Source organism: Kitasatospora sp. NPDC089797 (genome assembly GCF_040684795.1).
GTDB lineage: Bacteria > Actinomycetota > Actinomycetes > Streptomycetales > Streptomycetaceae > Kitasatospora.
The window spans coordinates 19,232-38,293 of sequence record NZ_JBFBGS010000016.1 but is presented as its reverse complement, the minus strand read 5'-3'; the positions used below and the strand labels follow the sequence as shown (position 1 = coordinate 38,293).

18 protein-coding genes are annotated in these 19,062 nt (G+C 74.3%); 10 read left to right on the top strand and 8 right to left on the bottom strand.

From position 1 onward, the window contains the following. Positions 1 to 370 precede the first annotated feature (370 nt). Positions 371 to 1,861 carry a 30S ribosomal protein S1 gene (gene rpsA / locus AB0O91_RS14770; protein WP_063347134.1) on the top strand — a complete coding sequence of 497 codons (1,491 nt, stop codon included), beginning with the start codon at positions 371 to 373 and terminating at the stop codon, positions 1,859 to 1,861. A 255-nt stretch (positions 1,862 to 2,116) separates the two neighbouring features. Then, positions 2,117 to 4,372, top strand: coding sequence for an MMPL family transporter (locus tag AB0O91_RS14765; RefSeq protein WP_363432086.1), 2,256 nt, complete (start codon positions 2,117 to 2,119; stop codon positions 4,370 to 4,372). Positions 4,373 to 4,388: 16 nt separating this feature from the next. Here the strand turns inward: AB0O91_RS14765 and AB0O91_RS14760 are convergent, their stop codons facing one another. Then, the gene (locus AB0O91_RS14760) at positions 4,389 to 4,820 is read right to left on the bottom strand and encodes a MarR family transcriptional regulator (RefSeq protein WP_363432084.1); all 432 of its coding nucleotides are present in this window, start codon (positions 4,818 to 4,820) and stop codon (positions 4,389 to 4,391) included. Positions 4,821 to 4,882: 62 nt separating this feature from the next. On the opposite strand from AB0O91_RS14760, the gene AB0O91_RS14755 reads away from it, so the two are divergent. Together AB0O91_RS14755 and coaE are read left to right on the top strand one after the other, a co-directional pair. Beyond that, positions 4,883 to 5,524 carry an MBL fold metallo-hydrolase gene (locus AB0O91_RS14755; RefSeq protein WP_363432082.1) on the top strand — a complete coding sequence of 214 codons (642 nt, stop codon included), beginning with the start codon at positions 4,883 to 4,885 and terminating at the stop codon, positions 5,522 to 5,524. A gap of 139 nt (positions 5,525 to 5,663) precedes the next feature. Then, the gene (gene coaE, locus AB0O91_RS14750; RefSeq protein ID WP_363432078.1) at positions 5,664 to 6,266 is read left to right on the top strand and encodes a dephospho-CoA kinase; all 603 of its coding nucleotides are present in this window, start codon (positions 5,664 to 5,666) and stop codon (positions 6,264 to 6,266) included. 41 nt (positions 6,267 to 6,307) lie between these two features. On the opposite strand, the gene AB0O91_RS14745 is transcribed toward coaE, so the two are convergent. Beyond that, entirely contained in the window at positions 6,308 to 7,561 is a 1,254-nt protein-coding gene (locus tag AB0O91_RS14745; RefSeq protein WP_363432075.1) for a histidine kinase, read from the bottom strand. A gap of 106 nt (positions 7,562 to 7,667) precedes the next feature. Between AB0O91_RS14745 and AB0O91_RS14740 the strand changes: the two genes are divergently transcribed. Further along, the gene (locus AB0O91_RS14740) at positions 7,668 to 8,207 is read left to right on the top strand and encodes a GNAT family N-acetyltransferase (RefSeq protein WP_363432073.1); all 540 of its coding nucleotides are present in this window, start codon (positions 7,668 to 7,670) and stop codon (positions 8,205 to 8,207) included. A gap of 19 nt (positions 8,208 to 8,226) precedes the next feature. On the opposite strand, the gene AB0O91_RS14735 is transcribed toward AB0O91_RS14740, so the two are convergent. Then, on the bottom strand, positions 8,227 to 8,991 hold the full coding sequence (locus tag AB0O91_RS14735) for a hypothetical protein (protein ID WP_363432071.1): 765 nt from the start codon (positions 8,989 to 8,991) through the stop codon (positions 8,227 to 8,229). A gap of 70 nt (positions 8,992 to 9,061) precedes the next feature. Here AB0O91_RS14735 and AB0O91_RS14730 point away from each other — a divergent pair, with 70 nt between their 5' ends. Both AB0O91_RS14730 and AB0O91_RS14725 read left to right on the top strand, forming a co-directional pair. Beyond that, complete coding sequence (locus AB0O91_RS14730) at positions 9,062 to 9,958, top strand: LysR family transcriptional regulator (RefSeq protein ID WP_363432068.1); 897 nt, start codon at positions 9,062 to 9,064, stop codon at positions 9,956 to 9,958. Between the two features lie 185 nt (positions 9,959 to 10,143). Then, the gene (locus AB0O91_RS14725) at positions 10,144 to 10,701 is read left to right on the top strand and encodes a hypothetical protein (RefSeq protein ID WP_363432065.1); all 558 of its coding nucleotides are present in this window, start codon (positions 10,144 to 10,146) and stop codon (positions 10,699 to 10,701) included. A 626-nt stretch (positions 10,702 to 11,327) separates the two neighbouring features. Here AB0O91_RS14725 and AB0O91_RS14720 read toward each other — a convergent pair. From AB0O91_RS14720 to AB0O91_RS14705, 4 genes are all read right to left on the bottom strand, one after another. Beyond that, entirely contained in the window at positions 11,328 to 12,587 is a 1,260-nt protein-coding gene (locus AB0O91_RS14720; RefSeq protein ID WP_363432062.1) for an alpha/beta hydrolase-fold protein, read from the bottom strand. Positions 12,588 to 12,775: 188 nt separating this feature from the next. Next, on the bottom strand, positions 12,776 to 13,300 hold the full coding sequence (locus tag AB0O91_RS14715) for a DUF6879 family protein (RefSeq protein WP_363432059.1): 525 nt from the start codon (positions 13,298 to 13,300) through the stop codon (positions 12,776 to 12,778). Positions 13,301 to 13,350: 50 nt separating this feature from the next. After that, on the bottom strand, positions 13,351 to 14,271 hold the full coding sequence (locus AB0O91_RS14710) for an aminoglycoside phosphotransferase family protein (protein WP_363432056.1): 921 nt from the start codon (positions 14,269 to 14,271) through the stop codon (positions 13,351 to 13,353). A gap of 109 nt (positions 14,272 to 14,380) precedes the next feature. Continuing rightward, positions 14,381 to 15,898, bottom strand: a complete 1,518-nt coding sequence (locus AB0O91_RS14705) for an MFS transporter (RefSeq protein ID WP_363432053.1) — start codon at positions 15,896 to 15,898, stop codon at positions 14,381 to 14,383. Between the two features lie 105 nt (positions 15,899 to 16,003). Between AB0O91_RS14705 and AB0O91_RS14700 the strand changes: the two genes are divergently transcribed. Both AB0O91_RS14700 and AB0O91_RS14695 read left to right on the top strand, forming a co-directional pair. Beyond that, complete coding sequence (locus tag AB0O91_RS14700) at positions 16,004 to 16,663, top strand: TetR/AcrR family transcriptional regulator (protein ID WP_363432050.1); 660 nt, start codon at positions 16,004 to 16,006, stop codon at positions 16,661 to 16,663. A 134-nt stretch (positions 16,664 to 16,797) separates the two neighbouring features. Continuing rightward, the gene (locus tag AB0O91_RS14695) at positions 16,798 to 17,700 is read left to right on the top strand and encodes an NADP-dependent oxidoreductase (RefSeq protein ID WP_363432047.1); all 903 of its coding nucleotides are present in this window, start codon (positions 16,798 to 16,800) and stop codon (positions 17,698 to 17,700) included. A 31-nt stretch (positions 17,701 to 17,731) separates the two neighbouring features. On the opposite strand, the gene AB0O91_RS14690 is transcribed toward AB0O91_RS14695, so the two are convergent. After that, positions 17,732 to 18,154 carry an SRPBCC family protein gene (locus AB0O91_RS14690; RefSeq protein WP_363432044.1) on the bottom strand — a complete coding sequence of 141 codons (423 nt, stop codon included), beginning with the start codon at positions 18,152 to 18,154 and terminating at the stop codon, positions 17,732 to 17,734. A gap of 363 nt (positions 18,155 to 18,517) precedes the next feature. Here AB0O91_RS14690 and AB0O91_RS14685 point away from each other — a divergent pair, with 363 nt between their 5' ends. Continuing rightward, positions 18,518 to 19,039 (top strand): GNAT family protein, encoded by a 522-nt coding sequence (locus AB0O91_RS14685; RefSeq protein ID WP_363432041.1) that lies wholly within the window; start codon positions 18,518 to 18,520, stop codon positions 19,037 to 19,039. Positions 19,040 to 19,062 lie beyond the last annotated feature (23 nt).

The window sequence follows — 19,062 nt, the reverse complement described above, 5'->3', positions numbered from 1 at the left end:
GATAGGGGCCGGATCCTGGCGGTGGCATCCGGGGACGGGGCCCCTTCGAACGCCACCGCGAGGTGCGCAATCGGAGGATATGGCCTGATCCGTACCGGGCTCCACCGTCTTGCCTCTTCTGGCGTTGACCGTGCCTGGCCGTCCCCGTATGCTACAAGTTGCGCTGCGGGCCTGCGCGCCTCAGACGGAGCAGGTCGCGCTCGCATCTGTCGAAGACCCCACGGTCGCAAGACGGACGCCGGTTTTCTCGTTGTTCACGGGATTCCCGGTGCGCCGTGTTCTTGGCTGTCCGGCTTTCGGTGGGAGCGATACGGGCCCTCCGCGTGGCATTACCTACGACTTTCATGTCCGTACCGGAGCCCTTTTCCTAATGACGAGCCCCACCGACTCCTCCCTCAGCACCACCCCGCAGGTCGCGGTCAACGACATCGGCGACGCCGAGGCGTTCCTCGCCGCCATCGACGAGACCATCAAGTACTTCAACGATGGCGACATCGTCGAGGGCGTCATCGTGAAGGTCGACCGTGACGAGGTCCTCCTCGACATCGGTTACAAGACCGAGGGCGTCATCCCGTCCCGCGAGCTCTCGATCAAGCACGACGTCGACCCGCACGAGGTCGTCGCCGTGGGCGACAACATCGAGGCCCTGGTTCTCCAGAAGGAGGACAAGGAGGGTCGTCTCATCCTGTCCAAGAAGCGCGCTCAGTACGAGCGTGCCTGGGGCACGATCGAGAAGATCAAGGAAGAGGACGGCATCGTCACCGGTACCGTCATCGAGGTCGTCAAGGGTGGTCTCATCCTCGACATCGGCCTCCGTGGCTTCCTGCCGGCCTCGCTCGTCGAGATGCGCCGCGTCCGCGACCTCCAGCCCTACGTGGGCAAGGAGCTCGAGGCCAAGATCATCGAGCTGGACAAGAACCGCAACAACGTGGTCCTGTCCCGCCGTGCCTGGCTGGAGCAGACCCAGAGCGAGGTCCGCCAGACCTTCCTCACCACCCTCCAGAAGGGTCAGGTGCGCTCCGGCGTCGTCTCCTCGATCGTCAACTTCGGTGCCTTCGTGGACCTGGGTGGCGTCGACGGCCTGGTGCACGTCTCCGAGCTGTCCTGGAAGCACATCGACCACCCGTCCGAGGTTGTCGAGGTCGGCCAGGAGGTCACCGTCGAGGTTCTCGACGTTGACATGGACCGCGAGCGCGTCTCCCTGTCGCTGAAGGCGACCCAGGAGGACCCGTGGCAGCAGTTCGCCCGTACCCACCAGATCGGCCAGGTCGTTCCGGGTAAGGTCACCAAGCTGGTTCCGTTCGGTGCGTTCGTCCGCGTGGACGAGGGCATCGAGGGTCTGGTCCACATCTCCGAGCTGGCCGAGCGCCACGTCGAGATCCCGGAGCAGGTCGTCCAGGTCGGCGACGAGATCTTCGTCAAGGTCATCGACATCGACCTCGAGCGTCGCCGCATCAGCCTGTCGCTGAAGCAGGCCAACGAGGCCCTGGGTGCCAACCCGGCCGAGGTCGAGTTCGACCCGACCCTGTACGGCATGGCCGCCTCGTACGACGACCAGGGGAACTACATCTACCCCGAGGGCTTCGACCCCGAGGCGAACGACTGGCTGGCCGGCTTCGAGAAGCAGCGTGAGGAGTGGGAGCGCCAGTACGCCGAGGCGCAGTCCCGCTTCGAGCAGCACCAGGCCCAGGTCATCAAGAGCCGCGAGGCCGACGCCGAGGCCGCTGCCGAGGGTGGCGACGCCGTCGCCGCTGCCGCCGGTGGCTCCTACTCGTCCAGCAGCGACGAGGGCTCGGGCGCCCTGGCCTCCGACGAGGCCCTGGCCGCCCTGCGCGAGAAGCTGGCCGGTGGCCAGAGCTGAGGCTCTCGCCCCCCGCTAGCTGACAGCTAGGGAACGGGCCCCACCCGGATTCGTCCGGGTGGGGCCCGTTTCGTGTTGTCCCCGCCGTTTCCCCGCCGTTTCACGTCCCTCGTCGTGCGCTTTCGGGCCTTCGTTCTCCGGTTTGACTTATGTGTGGTTTATGTGAAGGGAAATGTGAGATGAGGCTCATTGCCCTGCTATAGGCCGGAGTTCGGGTTGCACCTACATTGAGTGCAGCTGCCCGAAAGGCTCCTCATGCGCAACCCCACCTCCGCCGGTTCCACCGCTGTGGTCGGCGGCCGGCTCGCTGCGATCGGCCGGTTCTGCTTCCGCCACCGCCGTTGGGTGCTCGGTTTCTGGGCCGTGGTCCTGGTGACCGGGGTGCTGATCGGGGGCCGGGTCTTCGAGGGGTCGGTGGCCGGGGCGTCCTCCGCGACGGCCGAGGCGGACCGGGGGAGCGCGGTGGTCGCCGCGGCCGATCCGGTCAAGGGCACGGTGACCGCACTGGTGGACGGCAGGCCGGTGGACGATCCGGCGGTGCGCGCCGCCGTCCAGAAGGCCACCGCCGAGATCGCCGCACTGCCCGGGGTCGCCGGCACCCAGGACGCGTACGGCGCCGGGCCGGGGCCGGCCGCACTGCGGGCCGCCGACGGGACGGCGAGCCTGGTCAGCGTGCGGATGGCCGACACCGCGAGCTCCGCGCAGACCGACGTCGTCACCCACCGGCTGGCCGCGCTGAACGGGGCCGGCGGGGCGCACGTGACGGTCGGCGGGGACCTCGTGCTCCAGCAGGAGGTCAAGAAGCAGACCGAGGACGACACCCGCTTCGGCGAGATGGTGACCCTGCCGCTCACCCTGGTCGTCATGGTGCTGGTCTTCGGCGGTCTCGCCGCGGCCTCGCTGCCGCTGATCGGTGCGGTCGCCTCGGTCGGCGGGGCCCTGCTGGCCATGTTCGGTTTCAGCCGGATCATGGACATCGACACCAGCGTGCTGCCGATCGCCACCGTGCTGGGGCTGGGGCTCTCGATCGACTACGCGCTGCTCATGGTGAATCGTTTCCGCGAGGAACGGGGGCACGGCGCGGGCATCGCCGCCGCCGTCGAACGCACCGCGGCGACCGCCGGGCGCACCGTCGCCTTCTCCGGACTGACCGTGGCCGTCGCGCTCTCCGGCCTCTTCGTCTTCACCAGCCCGGTGCTGGGCGCGGTCGCCGCGGCCGGGGTGAGCGTGGTGGTGATCGCGGTCGCCGCCGCGCTCACCCTGATCCCCGCGCTGCTGGGCTTCGCGGGCGGCCGGATCAAGGCCCCGGCCGCACCCGTGCCCGACGAGGGTTTCTTCAGCCGGACCGTCCGCCGGGTCCGCAAGCGGGCGGTGCTGGTCACGCTCGCCTGCGTGGGACTGCTGCTGGCGGCCGGGGCGCCGTTCCTGCACGCCGAGATGCGCAGCTCCGGCGCCGCCGTGCTGCCCGCCTCCTCGGCCGGGCGGCAGGTGGCCGAGACGATCGACCAGCGCTTCCCGCAGGTCGCGGCCGCGCCGATCACGGTGGTGGTCGAGGGCGGGGCGAAGGCCGCGCAGGCGTACGCGGACGACGTGGTCGCCAAGCTGCCCGGGGTGAGCGGGGTGCGGGCGGTCACGCCGATCGGCGACGCGGTGTCGACGGTGGACGTGCTGGTGCACGGGGATCCGCAGGGCGACCAGGCCAAGCGGGTGGTGGACGAGCTGCGGGCCGACCGGGGCGGGTTGACGACCTTCGTCACCGGTGGCGCGGCCTCGGTGGTGGACTTCCAGGACGAGTTGCTGTCGCGCGGGCCGTGGGCGCTCGGCCTGGTGGCGGCCGGCACGCTGGTGCTGCTGTTCCTGATGACCGGCTCGGTGGTGATGCCGGTCAAGGCGCTGCTGATGAACGTGCTCTCGCTGGGCGCCTCGCTCGGCGCGCTGACCCTGGTGTTCCAGGACGGCTGGTTCAGCGGGCTGCTGGGCTTCAGCCCGACCGGGGGGCTGGAGACCTTCATCCCGGTGCTGGTCTTCGCCTTCGCGTTCGGGCTGTCGATGGACTACGAGGTGTTCCTGCTCTCCCGGATCAAGGAGCTGACCGAGCGCGGGCACGGCTGCGTCCGGGCGGTGGAGCTGGGCGTCCAGCGCAGCGGTCGGATCATCACCTCGGCGGCGCTGTTGATGGTGATCGTCTTCGCGGGCTTCGCGCTCGGGGACATGCTCATGGTCAAGCAGATGGGCATCGCGCTGGCCGTGGCCGTCGCGGTGGACGCCACCCTGGTGCGCTGCCTGCTGGTGCCCGCCGCGATGAGCCTGTTCGGCGAGTTCAACTGGTGGGCGCCCGCTCCGCTGCGGCGGCTGCACCGGCGGTTCGGGCTGAGCGAGCACGTCGACCTGCCCGCGCTGGAGCAGCCGGGCATCCCGGGGCCGCGGCCGCAGGCGACCGGGGAGGCCGCAGCGGCTGGGGAAGCCGCGGCGGCTGGGGAAACCGCGTCCCAGGACCTGGTGAAGGTCTAGACGTTCTCCTCGTGGATCACGCCAGGCGCCCCAGCAGGGCGACGGCGGTGCGCAGTTGCTCCCGTTCGGTGGAGCTGAGCCGGGATTCGATGGCGGTCGCGATGTGGTGCTCGCGGCGGGCCCGCTGGTCCAGCAGGGCGGTGCGGCCGGCCGGGGTGGCGGCGATCAACTGCTTGCGGCCGTCGGTGGGGTGGGGCTGTTGGGCGACCAGGCCGGCCCCGGTCATCAGGGCGACCGTGCGGGCCATCGACTGGTGCCGGACCCGGCGGCGGTCGGCGAGTTCGGCGACCGTGTAGGAGCGTTCGTCGCGGACCAGCAGGCCGAGCACGGCGGCCTGGTTGGGGGGCAGGTCGTCGCTGTCGCGCAGGGTCCGGACCAGGCTGCCGAGGGCGGTGCGCAGGTCGGCGGCGAGGTCCAGGGTGTCCGGGTGGGGGGCGTTGCTGGGCATGGGAGCAGTCTAGCCGGACGGTATGCAGCAAAACTGTACAGTCCTGCTGTATGGTTTCGAACATGCGAATCACGAAGTTCGGACATGCCTGCGTCCGCGTCCAGCACCAGGACACCACCGTCGTCGTCGACCCCGGGGCCTTCACCGACCCCGCCGCCCTGACCGGGGCGGACGCCGTCCTGATCACCCACGAGCACATGGACCACTTCGAGGAGTCCCGGCTGCGCGCCGCGCTGGAGGCCCACCCGGCGGTGCGGGTGTGGACCAACGACGCCGTCGCCGCCCAGCTGGAGGGCCTCGGGCAGCGGGTCACCGTGGTCGGCGAGGGCGACGCCTTCGAGGTCGGCGGGCTCGGCGTCTCGGTGCACGGGGAGTGGCACGCGGTGATCCACCCGGAGGTGCCCCGGGTGAAGAACATCGGCTTCCTGTTCGACGGCCGGCTGTTCCACCCGGGCGACGCCTTCACGGTGCCGCCGCACGCGGTGGACACCCTGCTGCTGCCGTTGGCCGCGCCCTGGAGCAAGGCCTCCGAGGTGGTCGACTACGTCCGGGAGGCGCGGGCCCGCCAGGCCGTGCCGGTCCACGAGGCGACGCTCAGCCCGATCGGACAGATGGTGGCCACCCGGCTGCTCGGGCCGGACGGGCCGGGCACCGGCTCCGAGCTGGTCGTGCTCGGCGAGGGCGAGAGCCTGGACCTGGCCTGACGGCACCGGGGCCGGGCCGGCCGGTGCCGGGGTGACGGACCCGGGCCGGTCGGGAGCGGGCCGGTCGACCCGGGGTGACGGACCCGGGCCGACCGGCACCGGGCTGACGCCGCCCGGGCCGCGCCGGTAGCCTGACGCCATGCTGAAGATCGGACTGACGGGCGGGATCGGCGCGGGCAAGAGCGAGGTGTCCCGGCTGTTCGCCGCGCGCGGCGCGGTGATCGTGGACTCCGACCTGATCGCCCGCGAGGTGGTCGCCCCCGGGACGGACGGTCTGGCCGCCGTGGTCGCCGAGTTCGGCCCGCAGGTGCTGCGGGAGGACGGTGCGCTGGACCGCCCGGCGCTCGGGGCGGTCGTGTTCGCCGACCCGGCGAAGCTCCGGGCGCTGAACGCGATCGTCCACCCGCTGGTGCGGGCCCGCTCCGCGGAGCTGGAGGCGGCCGCGGCCCCCGACGCGGTGGTGGTGCACGACGTGCCGCTGCTCGCCGAGAACGGGCTGGCGCCGCTGTTCGACCTGGTCGTGGTGATCGACGCGGACGACGAGGTGCGGCTGGACCGGCTGGTGCGGCTGCGCGGGATGGCCGAGGAGGAGGCCCGGGCCCGGATGGCCGCGCAGGCCGCGCGGGCGGACCGGCTGGCGATCGCCGACCTGGTGATCGACAACGGCGGGCCGTTGGAGGCGCTGTCGGCGCGGGTCGACGAGGTGTGGGCGGAGCTGGTGAAGCGGGCGGCGGCTTCGTAACGTCCGTTCGCTCAGGCGACGGCTTCGTAGCGTCCGTTCGCTCAGGCGACGGTGAGCGGCAGCCGGGCCCGGACCGCGAAGCCGCCCTCGGGCGTCGGCCCGGCGTGCAGGGTGCCGCCGAGGTCGTCGGCGCGGGTGCGCATGCCGTCCAGGCCGTGCCCGCCCGACGGGAGCTGCGACCCCGTCCCGTCCGCTCCGTCCGTCCCGTCCGCTCCGTCGCTTCGGTCGCTTCCGGTGGGGGAGTTGACCACCGCCAGGCGCAGCCCGTCCGGTTCGACCGCGACCGTGACGGCGACCTCGGCGGCCGGGGCGTGCTTGTGGGCGTTGGTCAGTGCCTCCTGGACGATCCGGTAGGCGGCGTACTGCACCTGGGGGCCGGGCGCGGGCAGCCCGTCGCCCGGGCCGGTGACGGTCAGGCCCACCGCCAGCCCGGCCTGCCGGGACTCCTCGACCAGGGTGGGCAGGCCGCGCAGCGAGGGCGCCTGGTCCGAGGCCGGTACCAACACGCCCAGCAGGCCGCGGAGTTCGGTGAGCGCCTGGAGGCCCAGGGTGCGGATCAGGCCGAGGGTCTCCCCGACAGCGGCCGGATCGTCGGCCCGGGCGATCTGCCCGGCGCCCGCGTGCAGGGTGATCAGCGAGACCCGGTTGGACACCACGTCGTGCATCTCCCGGGCCAGCCGGGCGCGTTCGGCCGCCGCGGCGCGTTCCTCGGCGTGCAGCCGGGCCTCCACCAGCAGCCGGTTGCGGTCGGCCAGCAGCCGGGCGCGTTCGGCGAGGACGCTGACCGTGCGGCCGCGTTGGTGGGCGGTCAGCCCCAGCGCGAGCGGGACGGCGCCGAACACCAGCGGGTCTTCGACCAGGTTGGCCAGCGAGGAGGGGTTGCTGATGTCGCCGAGGTCGAAGGGGACGAACAGCCGCAGCTCGGCCAGGACCGCGAGCAGGTACAGCAGCGGGCCGGTGCCGCGCCGGGTGGCCAGCCCGTAGAGCGCGAGGGCGAGCGGGAGTTGGCCGCTGAGCAGGGTGGCCGCGGCGGTCGCCGCCGGGAAGCGGCGGCGGAACACGAGCGCGCAGGCGCCGAACGCCATCAGCGCGGCGTTCGCCCGCCGCGAGGTGGTGGGGCCGAAGTCGGGGTCGTGGGCGGCGAGCGGGACGAGCACCAGCAGCACCACGGCGGTCGGCGCGATGGTCCGGACCGGGCGGGGCAGGCGCAGCAGGGGGCCGGGCAGCGGTGCGGCGAGGTCGTCGGCCGGCTGGTGGGCCGGCCGCTGGGCCGCCTGGTCGGTGGGCTGGCGCATGAGGGGCATGCTTCCACACCCCCTGACAGGCGGGCTGATCATGTGACCGATCCGGCGGCCCGGAGGGGACTTGGAGGCCCCTCAGCTGGGAAGGGAGCATGGAGTGATGAATGATCGTTTTTCTGCCGAACCGCTTCCCGTCGAGCGCCTGGAGGCGTACTCCCGCACCGAGGAGAAGGAGATCCTCGGCCCTGGCGAGGACCCGTACGGCGTCGCCTACACCGGGCTGAGCTTCCGCTCCAAGGAGATCCACTTCGGCATCCGGGCGGCCGACGGCCGGCTCGTCGCCCACACCGGGCTGCTCCCGGTCCCGCTGACCGTCGGCGGCACCGATCTGGCGGCGATGGGCGTCGGCGGTGTCTGCGTCGCCGCCGAGCGGCGCGGCGAGGGACTCGCGCACGGAGTGGTGGGGGCCGCCCTGGACCACGGGCGGGCGCTCGGCCACCGCTACGCGCTGCTGTTCTGCCGGCCGTCGCTGGCCGCGTTCTACCGGGGGCTCGGCTTCCGTGAGGTGGCCGAGGAGGTGACGGTCGAGCAGCCGGAGGGGCGGCTCGCCGTGATGCCGTTGCGCACCATGTGGCGGCCGCTGGCGGCGGGGGCCGGGTGGCCGGAGGGGCCGGTGCGGCTGCGGTCGCTGCCGATGTGACCTCCGGGCGGGTGGTGGCTCAGGCCGGCGTCGGCTCGGCCCGGGCGGTGCCGGTGGCCCCGGCGGCCTGTGTGGCCCCGGCGGCGTGGGTGACGGCGGCCGCGGCCAGGGCGCGGATCATCGGGTGGGCCCGGGTGCCGTCGCCGGACAGCTCGGGCTGGAACAGCGAGGCCAGGAAGAACGGGTGCCCCGGCAGTTCCAGGATGCGCACCCGGCCGGACTCGTCCGTGCCGCTGAAGCAGAGGCCGTGGGCGCGCAGCCGGTCCAGGTAGTCGGCGTTGAGGCCGTAGTTGCAGTGGTAGCGCTCCAGGGAGCGGGCGGCGCCGAGCGCACGTTCGGCGAGCGTGCCGGGGGTGGTCACCACGGCCCCCTCGTGGCCGACCAGCGAGCAGGCGAGCGGCACGATCACCTGCTGCTCGCGGTCCGGCTCCTGCTCGCCGTGCACGGCGTCGGCGAGGCCGCAGACATGGCGGGCGAACTCCAGCACCGCGTGCTGGAACCCGGCGCAGGTGCCGAGGAAGGGGATGCGGCTCTCGCGGGCGGTCCGGATCGCGGCCAGGGCGCCCGCCTCGCTGCGGTACGGACTGCCGGGCAGCAGCCAGACCGCGTCGAAGCCGTCGAGCGCACCGGGCGCGGCGGCGTCCCCGGTGGGGATCCAGTAGGCGTCCAGCACCAGCTGGTCGCGCTCGGCGAGGGCGTCGAGCAGGCCGGGAACGCGGGCGTGCGAGCGGACGGCCGGGGTGCGGTCGCCGACCAGGGCGATCCGCGGGGTCAGGTAGGTCATGCGGCTATCCTGACCCCGCACCCGAGATCAGCGCCAACGATGATTTCTTACATCTCGATCAGATCGGTTGATGTCCGTCGTGGATCCGCAGCAGCTGCGCACCTTCGTCGCCGTCGTCCGGCTCGCCTCGTTCTCGGAGGCGGCCAGGGAACTCGGCTACACCCAGTCCGCGGTCTCCCAGCAGGTCGCCGCGCTGGAGGCGGACCTCGGCACCACCCTGCTGGTCCGCCGCCCGGTCGGTCCGACCGTCGCCGGGCGCCGACTGCTGGAGCACGCCGCCCCGCTGCTGGTCCGGCTGGAGGCGGCGCGCGCCGACGTCGCGCGCCTGGCCGGTGCCCCGAGCGCCCGACTGGTGCTCGGCGCCACCCCGCTGGCGATCGGGGCGGCCCTGGGGCGCGCGCTCGGCGAGGTGCGCCGGGCGTACCCGCAGCTGGAGCCGGTCGTCCGGGTGCTGGCCCAGGACGTGCTGCCGGCCCGGGTCGCCACCGGCGAGGTCGACCTCGCCCTGATCGACGGCCTGGCCGCCCCCAGCGACCCGCTGCCGCTGCCCGAGGTCGGCCCGCTGACCACCCTCGCGGTCGACGAGCAGCCGGTCGCCGTCGCCCTGCCCGTCGGACACCCGCTGGCCGGCCGCCGCGGCCTCGCCCTCGCCGACCTGTCCGCCGCGCGCTGGCTGGACGCCCCCGACCTCGCCCCCACCGCCGCCCGGCTGCGCGCGGCCAGCGGGACGGACGGCTTCCGGCCCGCCACCCGCTACCGGGGCACCGACCTCCACGGACTGCTCGCCCTGGTCGCCACCGGGCACGGGCTCACCCTGCTGCCCGAACCGGTGGCGGCCGGGGCGCCGTGGCTCGCCCACGCGCCGATCGCCGCACCCCGCCTGGTGCACCGGACGGAGCTGGTGCACGGCAGCCTGCCGGACGGGCCGGCGGCGCTGCTGGCGCGGCTGCTGGCGGAGGGCGGGTGAGCGGCGGCGCCCAGCGGGGCGGCCGGCCCCGGTGCCGCACCCGGGGTGCGGAGGTGTTCCCGCGGGTGCGGAGGCCCGGTCACCACGCGTTCACGTCCCGGGCCTGACGGCGGTCGCGCGGGCGGTGCTGTCATGGGCACAGCCGCCCGGCGACCGGCCGGGCCCGCCCAGGGAGAGCGCCCGCCATGATGCTCCGTCAGCGTCTCGCCGTCGCCGCCGCGGCCTCCGTCCTCGTGACCGCCGGGGTCGGCGCCGGCGCCGCACAGGCCGCCGCCCCGACCCACCGCACGCCGGTCAAGTCCGGTGCGGCTGCGGCGAGTTGTTCGCAGGCCCGACTGCCGCTGCCCGACCCGTCCTGCACCCCCGGTGCCGACAACCCGGCGGTCACCCAGGCGACCATCGGCCGGACCATCTGCGTCTCCGGCTGGACCGCCACCGTGCGCCCGCCCACCAGCTACACCAACGCGCTGAAGACCCGGCAGATCGCCCAGTACGGCTACGCGGACACCGACCCGGCGGACTACGAGGAGGACCACTTCATCCCGCTGGAGCTCGGCGGCGCACCGCGCGACCCGCGCAACCTGTGGCCGGAGCCGCGCTACGGCAACGAGCCGGCGCAGAGCAAGGACTCGGTCGAGACCAGACTGAAGAACGCGGTGTGCGGCCACAAGGTGACCCTGGACGCCGCCCGCAGCGCGATCGCCGCGGACTGGACCACGGCGCTCAGCCGACTGGGGCTGTGAGCGCGGGCGTGGGCGCGGGGCGGTGAGGGGGTGCCGCCCGGTCCGTCCGGTCCCCTGTGCCGGACGGGCCGGGCGGCCGTCTGTGGGGGTGCTGCCGACAGGGCGCGCGGGCGCCGGGCCGCGGCCCGTTCCCCCCGGTCGGTGCGGCCGTCAGACCCCGGCGCCGCAGGTCACCGCTGCTCTGAGGGACGGTCAGGGCGGGTGTTCGCGTCGACGGCGGACGAAACCTATGACACGGCGGCGGCGGGAGCAAAGCGGATATCGCCGTCGGGCGCCGGGGAGCGCCGCAGTTGCAGCGGGCCGGTGGTGAACGTGTGTGCGACCCCGGCGGAAGCGGTGGCGGCCGGTGGGTGCCGCGGGCTCCCCGGGGCGGGGCCGGAACGGGGCCGGAACGGTGGATTTCCGTACCGGGCGCGCGGTGTCGGCGGTGGATCGTGGTCGTCCGGGGCGGGGCCGGGAGGGGCCGGCCAGGGGTGGCTGGGCCGTCGGGGCCAAGGCTTTCCCCCGGTGGCGGGCGGGGGTGGTCCCGCCACTTCCCCGTCACGGACCGCCACGGACCGCCACGGACCGTGTCCGGGCGGTCCGCGGGGGAGTGCGGGCGGTGCGGTGCGGTGCGGAGGGAGGGCCTACACGTGGGTGCCCGGGACGCCGAGCTGGGCGGCGAGCCAGGGCAGGGCCTGGGAGAAGGTGGCGGCGCCGGTCTGCCAGGTGTGCTTGCCGGAGCCGACGGTGTCGGTGGTCCGGATGCCGTCCTTCTTGGCGGCCGCCTCCAGGACCTTGGCGGCCTCGATCTGGCCGTGTTCCTCGTCGCCCTGGCCGAAGTAGCCGGAGACGCCCGGGTACTTGCCGTGGTGGGCGAGCACGGTCAGCGGGTCGTGGGCGGCCCAGGCCGCCGCGTCGCCGCCGTACAGCTCCTGGACGGTGTGGTCCTTGTCGCCGATGTACGGGCCCTTGTCGCCGGAGAAGTCGCCGAAGTGGGTGAAGCGGTTGGGGTGTTCGACGACCAGGTCGACGGCGCAGGTGCCGCCCATCGACCAGCCGGCCACGCCCCACTTGTGCGGGTCGGTGGCCGCGTTGAAGGTCTTCTCGATGTACGGCGGGACGTCCTTGAGCAGGTGGCTCTCGGAGTTGCCGTGCGGACCGTCCACGCACTCGGTGTCCACCCGGAAGCCGCCGGTGGCGTCCACGAAGACCAGGATCGGGGCGAAGCCGTTGTGCTGGGCGGCGAACGCGTCGGCGGTCTTCACCGCGTTGCCGGAGCGGATCCAGTTGTCGGGGGCCGCGAACTCGCCGCCGATCATCTCCAGGACCGGCAGCTTGGGCCGGGACTGGCTGCGGAACCAGGCGGGCGGCAGGTAGACCAGCTCCTGGCGGTGGGCGAAGCCGCTGGCGGTGTCCGGGATGTCGACCTGGACGATGCGGCCGGTCCTGGTCTTGCCGTGGATCTTGGCGAGGTCCGCCACGGTGATCTGGTCCGGCAGCGGCTGGCCGCTGAGCTCGCCGATCGCGTCGTCCACCGTCGGGTAGTAGCCGGTGGCCATGTTCACGCTGTTCGCGGCGCAGAACAGCGCTAGCAGCACGGTCGGCGGCACCAGCGCCCGCCGCCACCACCGGGCGCCGCGCCAGCCGAAACCGAGGACGGCGAGCGCGGCCGTCGCCACCCCGGTCCACAGCCACACCCCGAACGGGATCGGGTCGGTGATCCCGGCCAGGGTGAGCACGGCGACGGCGACGACCGCGGTGACCGCCAGCGCGGTGCCGAGGGCGATCGGTCCCCACTTGCGCTGCCAGGTCCGGTCCCGCCAGCCCACCGCGGTCAGGAACAGGGCGAGGGCGGCGGCCTGGACCGTCCAGGGGAACCAGCCGTCGAGCAGGGAGACGTTCATGCGCGGAGGCTAGGGCGGGTGGATGAGAAGGGGCTGAGAAGCTGGCAGGCGGCTGGGAGCGGGCTGGCCGACGGCTGGGAGGTGCACGGCCGTTCCGTGGTGTTCCGGGATGTTCCGGGATGTTCCGCGGTGTTTCGCGGGGTTCCCGGCGGGGCGGCCGGGCCCGGGCCCCGACGACTGCCGCGCGGCTAGACGGTGAAGCGGGCGTGCGGCGTGGCGCGCGCCCAGACCGCCTCGAAGGCCGCGGACACCATCCGCACGGTGGCCGGGTCCTCGGAGAACTCGTGCCCGGCCCAGTCGCCGTCACCGGTGAACCAGTGGAAGAGGACGAGCCGGTCGTCGACCAGCCAGAAGTCGTTGCCGGGCAGCGGGACGTCCGAGGCCAGCCGCCGGGACAGCCAGCGGACCTGCTCCCCGGCCGCCAGGTTGGCCGGGGTGAGGGCGTGCTCCCAGCGGATGTAGTCGGTCACCGGCTCCGAGACGATCCGCGCGCGGCGCAGCTCCACGCCGCGCCCGACGGTCTCCCGCACCAGCGGGACCCAGCCGGCCCACCAGGGGGAGTCCGGGTCCGTGTCGGCCCGGCCGGTGCGCTTGAACTCCTCGAACTCCTCGGCCTCCTGGGCGACCCCGTAGACGTCGCGCAGCTCCAGGTGGACGGCCGTCCGGCCGGCGCCCCTCAGCAGGGCGGTGAAGTCGGGCAGGCTCTCGGGCATCGCGGACCTCTCGGGGGCGGGCTGGACGGTCGTCGGGGCTGGACGCCGGGTCAGGCGGTGGGGGCGGCGGTGGCGGTGAGACGGCGCAGGGCGGCCCGGCCGGGCGGGCCCCAGGTGGGCTTGCCGCCGGGGCGGCCGCGCAGGCCGGCCTCGCCGACGTGGATGCCGCCGAGGGCGCGGAACAGGGCCCAGCCGCGGGCGCGGCGCAGGGTCGCCGGGTCCGCGGTGGGGCGGTAGGCGCGGTGGAAGCGCTCGACGCCGCCGTCCGGGAGCAGGTTCCAGGGAGCGGCGAGGTCGCAGGCCGGGTCGCCCGCGCACAGGTCGCCGAAGTCGATCACGCCGCAGAGCGTGCCGTCACGGGTCAGGACGTTGGCCGGATGGAGGTCGCCGTGGATCCACAGCGCGGGGCCGGTCCAGGCGGGGGCGGCGACGGCGTCCGCCCAGACCGCGCGGGCGGCGTCCGGATCGGGGACCAGCCCCAGTTCGGCGGCCGAGGCGATCCCCCGGAGGACTCCGTCGGCGACCGCCGCCAGCGGCCCGCCCCGCTCCCCGGTGGGCGCGGTGGCGGGGGCGGGGCGGTGGAGGGCGCTCAGGAAGGCGGCGAGCGCGTCGGTCGCCGCGTCGGCCCGGGTGATCGGCGCGTGGTCGGCGGGCGTGCCCGGGAGCCAGGTGGTGACCAGCCACGGGTGCGGGAAGCGCTCGGACGGCTCGCCGAGCCGCTGGGGCGCCGGGACCGGCAGCGGGAGCGGGGCCGGGAGGGCGGGCAGCCAGGCGTGCTCCTTGCGCAGCCGGTCACCCGCGGTCTCGGTCGCCCAGGGCAGCCGGACGGCGAGGGCGTCGCCGAGCCGCCAGATCTGGTTGTCCCAGCCGAGCGCGCCGAGGCTGAGCGGGAGGCCGGCCAGGTCGGGGTGCTGGTCGCGCAGGAGCTGGCGGACGAGGTCCGCGGTGATCTCGGTCGCGCTGTGGTCCATGGGGGGAAGCGTAGTTGGGGTCGGGGGTGGGCGGGGGCCGGCCGGGAGCGGCGGGCCCCGTTGCGGCGGTCGGCGGGCGGGGCGTCCGGCCCGGTGCGGATCGCCGGCGTCAAGTGCGCTCCGGGGCGCACCCGTTGGGCTCGGGGCGCAGTGCGACGCCCAGGGCGACCGGCTGCCCGTCCTGGCCGCGCCCGTCCCGGCCGCGCCCGGTCCGGTCGGCGGGAACCGGCGCCGGCTTCCGGCGTACGTCCGCCCCGGCGTCCGGGTGCATGCGCAGCACCACGGCGGTCACGCCCAGGGAGACCAGGGCGAGCAGGGCGAACGCGACCGTGTAGGCGGTGCCGGCGTCCGGGGAGCCGGGCAGGAGGTGGCCGAGGGGTCCTCCGGCGCGCAGGGCGACGGTGCTCACGCCGATGGCGAGTCCGGCCGCGACCTGGTAGCTGGTGGCGCTGATGGAGTTGGCGTCGCGCATCTCCGGCGGGGCCACGTCGCTGAAGGCGACCGTGCTGAAGGCGGTGAGCGCCGTCGAGCGGGCCATGCCGCTCAGCAGGGCCAGCGCCGCGATGAGCACGACCGGGGTGCCGGCGCCGATCAGGCCGGTGGCCGCGGTCGTCGCGGCCATCGCCAGGGTGGAGACGACGAGGACGGGCCGGAAGCCGAAGCGGTTGAGCAGCGGGGTGGTGGCCGGCTTGATGCCGATGTTGCCCACGAAGATGAACAGCACCACCGCGCCGGACTTGACGGCGCTCCAGCCGAAGACGGTCTGGAACAGCAGCGGGAGCAGGAACGGGCCGGCGCCGACGACGAGCCAGAACAGCGATCCGCCGGTGACGGACGCGCGCAGGGTGGGGATGCGCAGGACGCGGAGGTTGACCAGCGGCGCCTCGGAGCGCAGGAGGTGCCGGGCGGCGGCCGCGAGCAGTCCGAGCGATGCCAGGAGGGTGGCGGTGGCCGGGAGCCAGGAGATGTCGGTGTCGGAGAACAGGTGGGCGGCGTAGGTGAGGGTGCCCAGGCCGGCGCAGGTGAGGACGAGCCCGAGCCGGTCCAGGGGCGTCGGCGGCTCGGCCGGGGTGGCGTCCACGATGCGCCAGGCGATGCCGAAGGCGACGAGGCCGAGCGGGAGGTTGATCAGGAACAGCCACGGCCAGCCGGCGTAGGTGGTGAGGAAGCCGCCGACCAGCGGTGCCACGACCGGGGCCATCAGCCCGGGCCACACGATGTAGGCCATGAGCCGCATCAGGTCGGACTTCGCGGTGCCGGTCAGCACGATCAGCCGTCCGACGGGCACCATCATGGCGCCGCCGAGCCCCTGGAGGACCCGCATGGCGATCAGTGCGGGCAGGGTCGTGCTGATCGCGCAGCCCAGCGAGGCCAGGGTGAAGACGGCGATCGCGCCCAGGAAGACCGGCCGGACGCCCCAGCGCTGGGCGAGCCAGCCGCTGAGCGGTATCAGGGCGGCCAGGGTGATCAGGAACGAGGTGATCACCAGCCCGATGGCGGCGGAGTCGACGTGCAGGGAGCGGGCCATCTGCGGGGCCGCGGTCGTGACGATGGTGCCGTCCAGCATCTCCATGAAGAAGCATCCGGCGACGAGCAGGGCTTTGTTGCGGTGTCGAGCGTCGATCATGTCGCTCCTCGGTTCGGGCCCTGGCAGGGCCTCGGTGGCAGGCTTAGAGTAGACGCACCGTTGCGTCTATTCAACGGATTAGGCCGGAGCTGGGAGGATGCTCTGATGACACGACTGGAACGGACGGACGGCGACGCCCTGGTCGGGAGCGGGGCCGCGGCCGGGCCGCCCGCCCGCAAGCACCACGGCAACCGGCACGGCCGCAGCGAGCAGGCCCGGCTGGCCGTCCTCCGGGCCGCCGACGACCTCCTGGTCGAGCGGGGGTTCGCGGGCGTGACCATCGAGGGGATCGCCGCCCGGGCCGGTGTCGCCAAACAGACCATCTACCGCTGGTGGAACTCCAAGGTGGACGTCCTGCTGGACACGTTCCTCCTGGACGCCGAGCACGAGCTCGCGGTGCCGGACCAGGGGGGCGTCGAGCAGGACCTGCGGGAGTACCTGCGCCGGCTGGCCGGCTTCCTGACCACGTCGGACGCCGGGGCCGTGCTGCGGGCCCTGATCGGACAGGCCCAGCACGACCCGGCGCTGGCGCACACCCTGCGCACCGACCACCTCGCCCGGCAGCGGGAATGGGAACGGACGCTCCTGCGCCGGGCCGTGGACCGCGGCGAACTGCCCGCCGACCTCGACCTCGACCTCGCCCTGGACCGGCTCACCGGCCCGGTCTACTACCGGGTCCTGGTCACCGGGGGGCCGGTCGGGCCGCAGTTCACCGACACCCTGCTGGAGCGGTTCCTCGCCGACCACCGCACGCTCGCCGGCTGAGGCCGCCCGGCCGCCCCTCGGCGATGACGTACGGCGTTCGGCGACGTACTACGGTGTTCGGCGACGAAGGAACAGCGTCCACGGGCGAGCGCGCAGCGGGCGCGCCGGGGCCGGGGGCGGGATCGGAGCCAGTCATGAAGGCCGCGCGTTTCAGCCGGTTCGGTGGGCCGGAGGTCCTGGAGCTGGTCGACCTCCCCGAACCGCGTCCCGCCGCCGGGCAGGTGCGGATCGCGGTGCGGGCGGCGGGCGTCAACGCCAGCGACTGGAAGAAGCGCCGGGGCCTGATGGACCAGGAGCTGCCGCAGACCCTGGGGTACGAGGCGGCGGGCGTCGTCGACGAGGTCGGCGAGGGCGTCGAGGACGTGGCCGTCGGCGACCGGGTCTACGGGTTCTGCCTCGACGGCGCGGCCCAGGCCGAGTCGGCGGTGCTCTCCTTCTACGCGCCGATCCCGGCGGCGCTCGACTTCGCCGCGGCCGCCGCCCTGCCGGCCGCCGTGGAGACGGCGATGCGCGCGCTGGACCAGCTCGGGGTGGCCGGCGGCAGCACGGTGCTGGTCAACGGCGCCTCCGGGAGCGTGGGCAGCGCGGCGGTGCAGTTCGCGGTGGCACGCGGGGCCCGGGTGATCGGCACGGCCGGTGCGGCCAACCACGAGCACCTGCGCGCCCTGGGCGCCGAGCCCGTCGCGTACGGGGAGGGGCTGGTCGAGCGCGTGCGCGCGCTGGCGCCCGGCGGGGTCGACCTGGCGCTCGACGTCGCCGGGAGCGGGGTGCTGCCCGAACTGATCGGGCTGGCCGGCGGCGCGGAGCACGTGCTGACGGTCGCCGACTTCGCCGGGGCGCGGGAGCACGGGGTGCGGTTCAGCCGCGGGGACGACGGGCGGGCGCTGCACGCGCTGTCCGAGATCGGCGAGCTGGTCACGGCCGGGCGCTTCGCGGTCCCGGCCGTGACGTCCTTCCCGCTCGCGGACATCGCGCAGGCGCACCGCGTCGCCGAGGCCGGCGGGGTGCGCGGGAAGCTCGTGCTGCTGGTGGGATGAGGGGGCCGGGCCCGGCCCGGCCCCCTCGGGCTCAGCCCGCGAAGCGCCCGCGCAGCGCGGCCAGGCCGTCGGTGAAGACCCCGCGCACGCGCTCGGTGGACTCCTTGCGGTGCTCGGCCTCGATGTCGTACGTGACGCTCCACTCCACGAAGCTGGCGCCCAGCTCGGTCACCGGGGTGACCCGCAGGGTGGCCCGGTAGCCGTCGAAGTGGAAGGTGCCGTCGGGGAAGCTGTAGGTGTAGCTGCGGGCCTCCCCGTCGTAGCCGACGAGCGTCTCGTGCAGCACGACGCCGCCGAACTCGAACACCCGCACCGCACCGATCGTGTTGCCCGTCAGCTCGTTGCCGAGCGTGCTCGGCGGCAGGTGCGGGTGCCATTCGCCGAGGGCGTGGAAGTCCCCGACCAGTTCCCAGACCCGCTCGGCCGGGGCCTCCACCACCGTGCTGACCGTCATGACCGCCATCGTCCCCGCCGCCTCTCGTCCGTCCGCCCGGGCCACCCGGCCCGTCGGGGATCATCCTGACGCCGGGTCAGGCGGCCGCGCCAGGGGCCGGGCCGATCGCGGGCCCCCGGAGGATGCCGAGGGGAATCGGCCGGAAAGGCGCCCGACTCCTCCGCGGGCCCGCGCTCCGAGCGGCGGGCCCGCGGCGCGGCCCGCCGGAGGAGGCCGCCCGGTGCCGCGGCATGGCGGGCCAACGCCCTTACGAGGTCGGCGCGCTGCGGATCGACGACGTCGGCTTCCGGCACGCCCGCTCCGGCCCGCCCGCTCCGGGGCGGCGCGAGGAACGGTCGGCCGGCGCCGGGCGTTGGCGACTGCGTGAACCCAGCGAAGATCGCCCTCCGTCCGATCACCGAAGCCGACCTCACCCCCATGGGCGGGTTGCTGAACGACCCCGAGGCGCTGGGCGAGTTCCAGTGGTACGGCTGGAGCGATCCCGACCGGCTCCGCCGGCAGTGGGCCGAACACGGGCTGCTGGGCGAGGAGCAGTGGGCGTTCGCGGTGGTGGAGGAGGGCGAGTTCCTCGGCTTCGTCACCGCCCGCCGCAAGGGCGTGCGGCCGACCGCCCCGTACTGGAGCATCGGCGCGCAGCTGCTGCCGACGGCCCGCGGACGCGGGGTCGGCACCACGGCCCAACGCCTGCTGGTGGACTACCTGTTCGCGCACACCCCGGTGATGCGGGTGGAGGCGGACACCGAGGCCGGGAACCTCGCCGAGCAGCGGGTGCTGGAGAAGCTCGGCTTCACCCGGGAGGGGGTGCACCGGGCGGTGACCTTCCGGGGCGGCCAGTGGCGCGACATGGTCTACTACGGCCTGCTGCGCACCGACCCCCGCCCGTAGGACGGCCTCGGGCGGAGGCCCGC

What these genes read in the sequence shown, in the direction of transcription:
- AB0O91_RS14695 (WP_363432047.1), top strand. Translation starts at nt 16,798, where the DNA reads ATGAAGGCCGCGCGTTTCAGCCGGTTCGGTGGGCCGGAGGTCCTGGAG.
- AB0O91_RS14755 (WP_363432082.1), top strand. Translation starts at nt 4,883, where the DNA reads ATGCGAATCACGAAGTTCGGACATGCCTGCGTCCGCGTCCAGCACCAG.
- AB0O91_RS14760 (WP_363432084.1), bottom strand. Translation starts at nt 4,820, where the DNA reads ATGCCCAGCAACGCCCCCCACCCGGACACCCTGGACCTCGCCGCCGAC.
- AB0O91_RS14765 (WP_363432086.1), top strand. Translation starts at nt 2,117, where the DNA reads ATGCGCAACCCCACCTCCGCCGGTTCCACCGCTGTGGTCGGCGGCCGG.
- AB0O91_RS14725 (WP_363432065.1), top strand. Translation starts at nt 10,144, where the DNA reads ATGATGCTCCGTCAGCGTCTCGCCGTCGCCGCCGCGGCCTCCGTCCTC.
- rpsA (WP_063347134.1), top strand. Translation starts at nt 371, where the DNA reads ATGACGAGCCCCACCGACTCCTCCCTCAGCACCACCCCGCAGGTCGCG.
- AB0O91_RS14700 (WP_363432050.1), top strand. Translation starts at nt 16,004, where the DNA reads ATGACACGACTGGAACGGACGGACGGCGACGCCCTGGTCGGGAGCGGG.
- AB0O91_RS14710 (WP_363432056.1), bottom strand. Translation starts at nt 14,271, where the DNA reads ATGGACCACAGCGCGACCGAGATCACCGCGGACCTCGTCCGCCAGCTC.
- AB0O91_RS14745 (WP_363432075.1), bottom strand. Translation starts at nt 7,561, where the DNA reads ATGCGCCAGCCCACCGACCAGGCGGCCCAGCGGCCGGCCCACCAGCCG.
- AB0O91_RS14690 (WP_363432044.1), bottom strand. Translation starts at nt 18,154, where the DNA reads ATGACGGTCAGCACGGTGGTGGAGGCCCCGGCCGAGCGGGTCTGGGAA.
- AB0O91_RS14715 (WP_363432059.1), bottom strand. Translation starts at nt 13,300, where the DNA reads ATGCCCGAGAGCCTGCCCGACTTCACCGCCCTGCTGAGGGGCGCCGGC.
- AB0O91_RS14720 (WP_363432062.1), bottom strand. Translation starts at nt 12,587, where the DNA reads ATGAACGTCTCCCTGCTCGACGGCTGGTTCCCCTGGACGGTCCAGGCC.
- AB0O91_RS14730 (WP_363432068.1), top strand. Translation starts at nt 9,062, where the DNA reads ATGTCCGTCGTGGATCCGCAGCAGCTGCGCACCTTCGTCGCCGTCGTC.
- AB0O91_RS14740 (WP_363432073.1), top strand. Translation starts at nt 7,668, where the DNA reads ATGAATGATCGTTTTTCTGCCGAACCGCTTCCCGTCGAGCGCCTGGAG.
- coaE (WP_363432078.1), top strand. Translation starts at nt 5,664, where the DNA reads ATGCTGAAGATCGGACTGACGGGCGGGATCGGCGCGGGCAAGAGCGAG.
- AB0O91_RS14735 (WP_363432071.1), bottom strand. Translation starts at nt 8,991, where the DNA reads ATGACCTACCTGACCCCGCGGATCGCCCTGGTCGGCGACCGCACCCCG.
- AB0O91_RS14705 (WP_363432053.1), bottom strand. Translation starts at nt 15,898, where the DNA reads ATGATCGACGCTCGACACCGCAACAAAGCCCTGCTCGTCGCCGGATGC.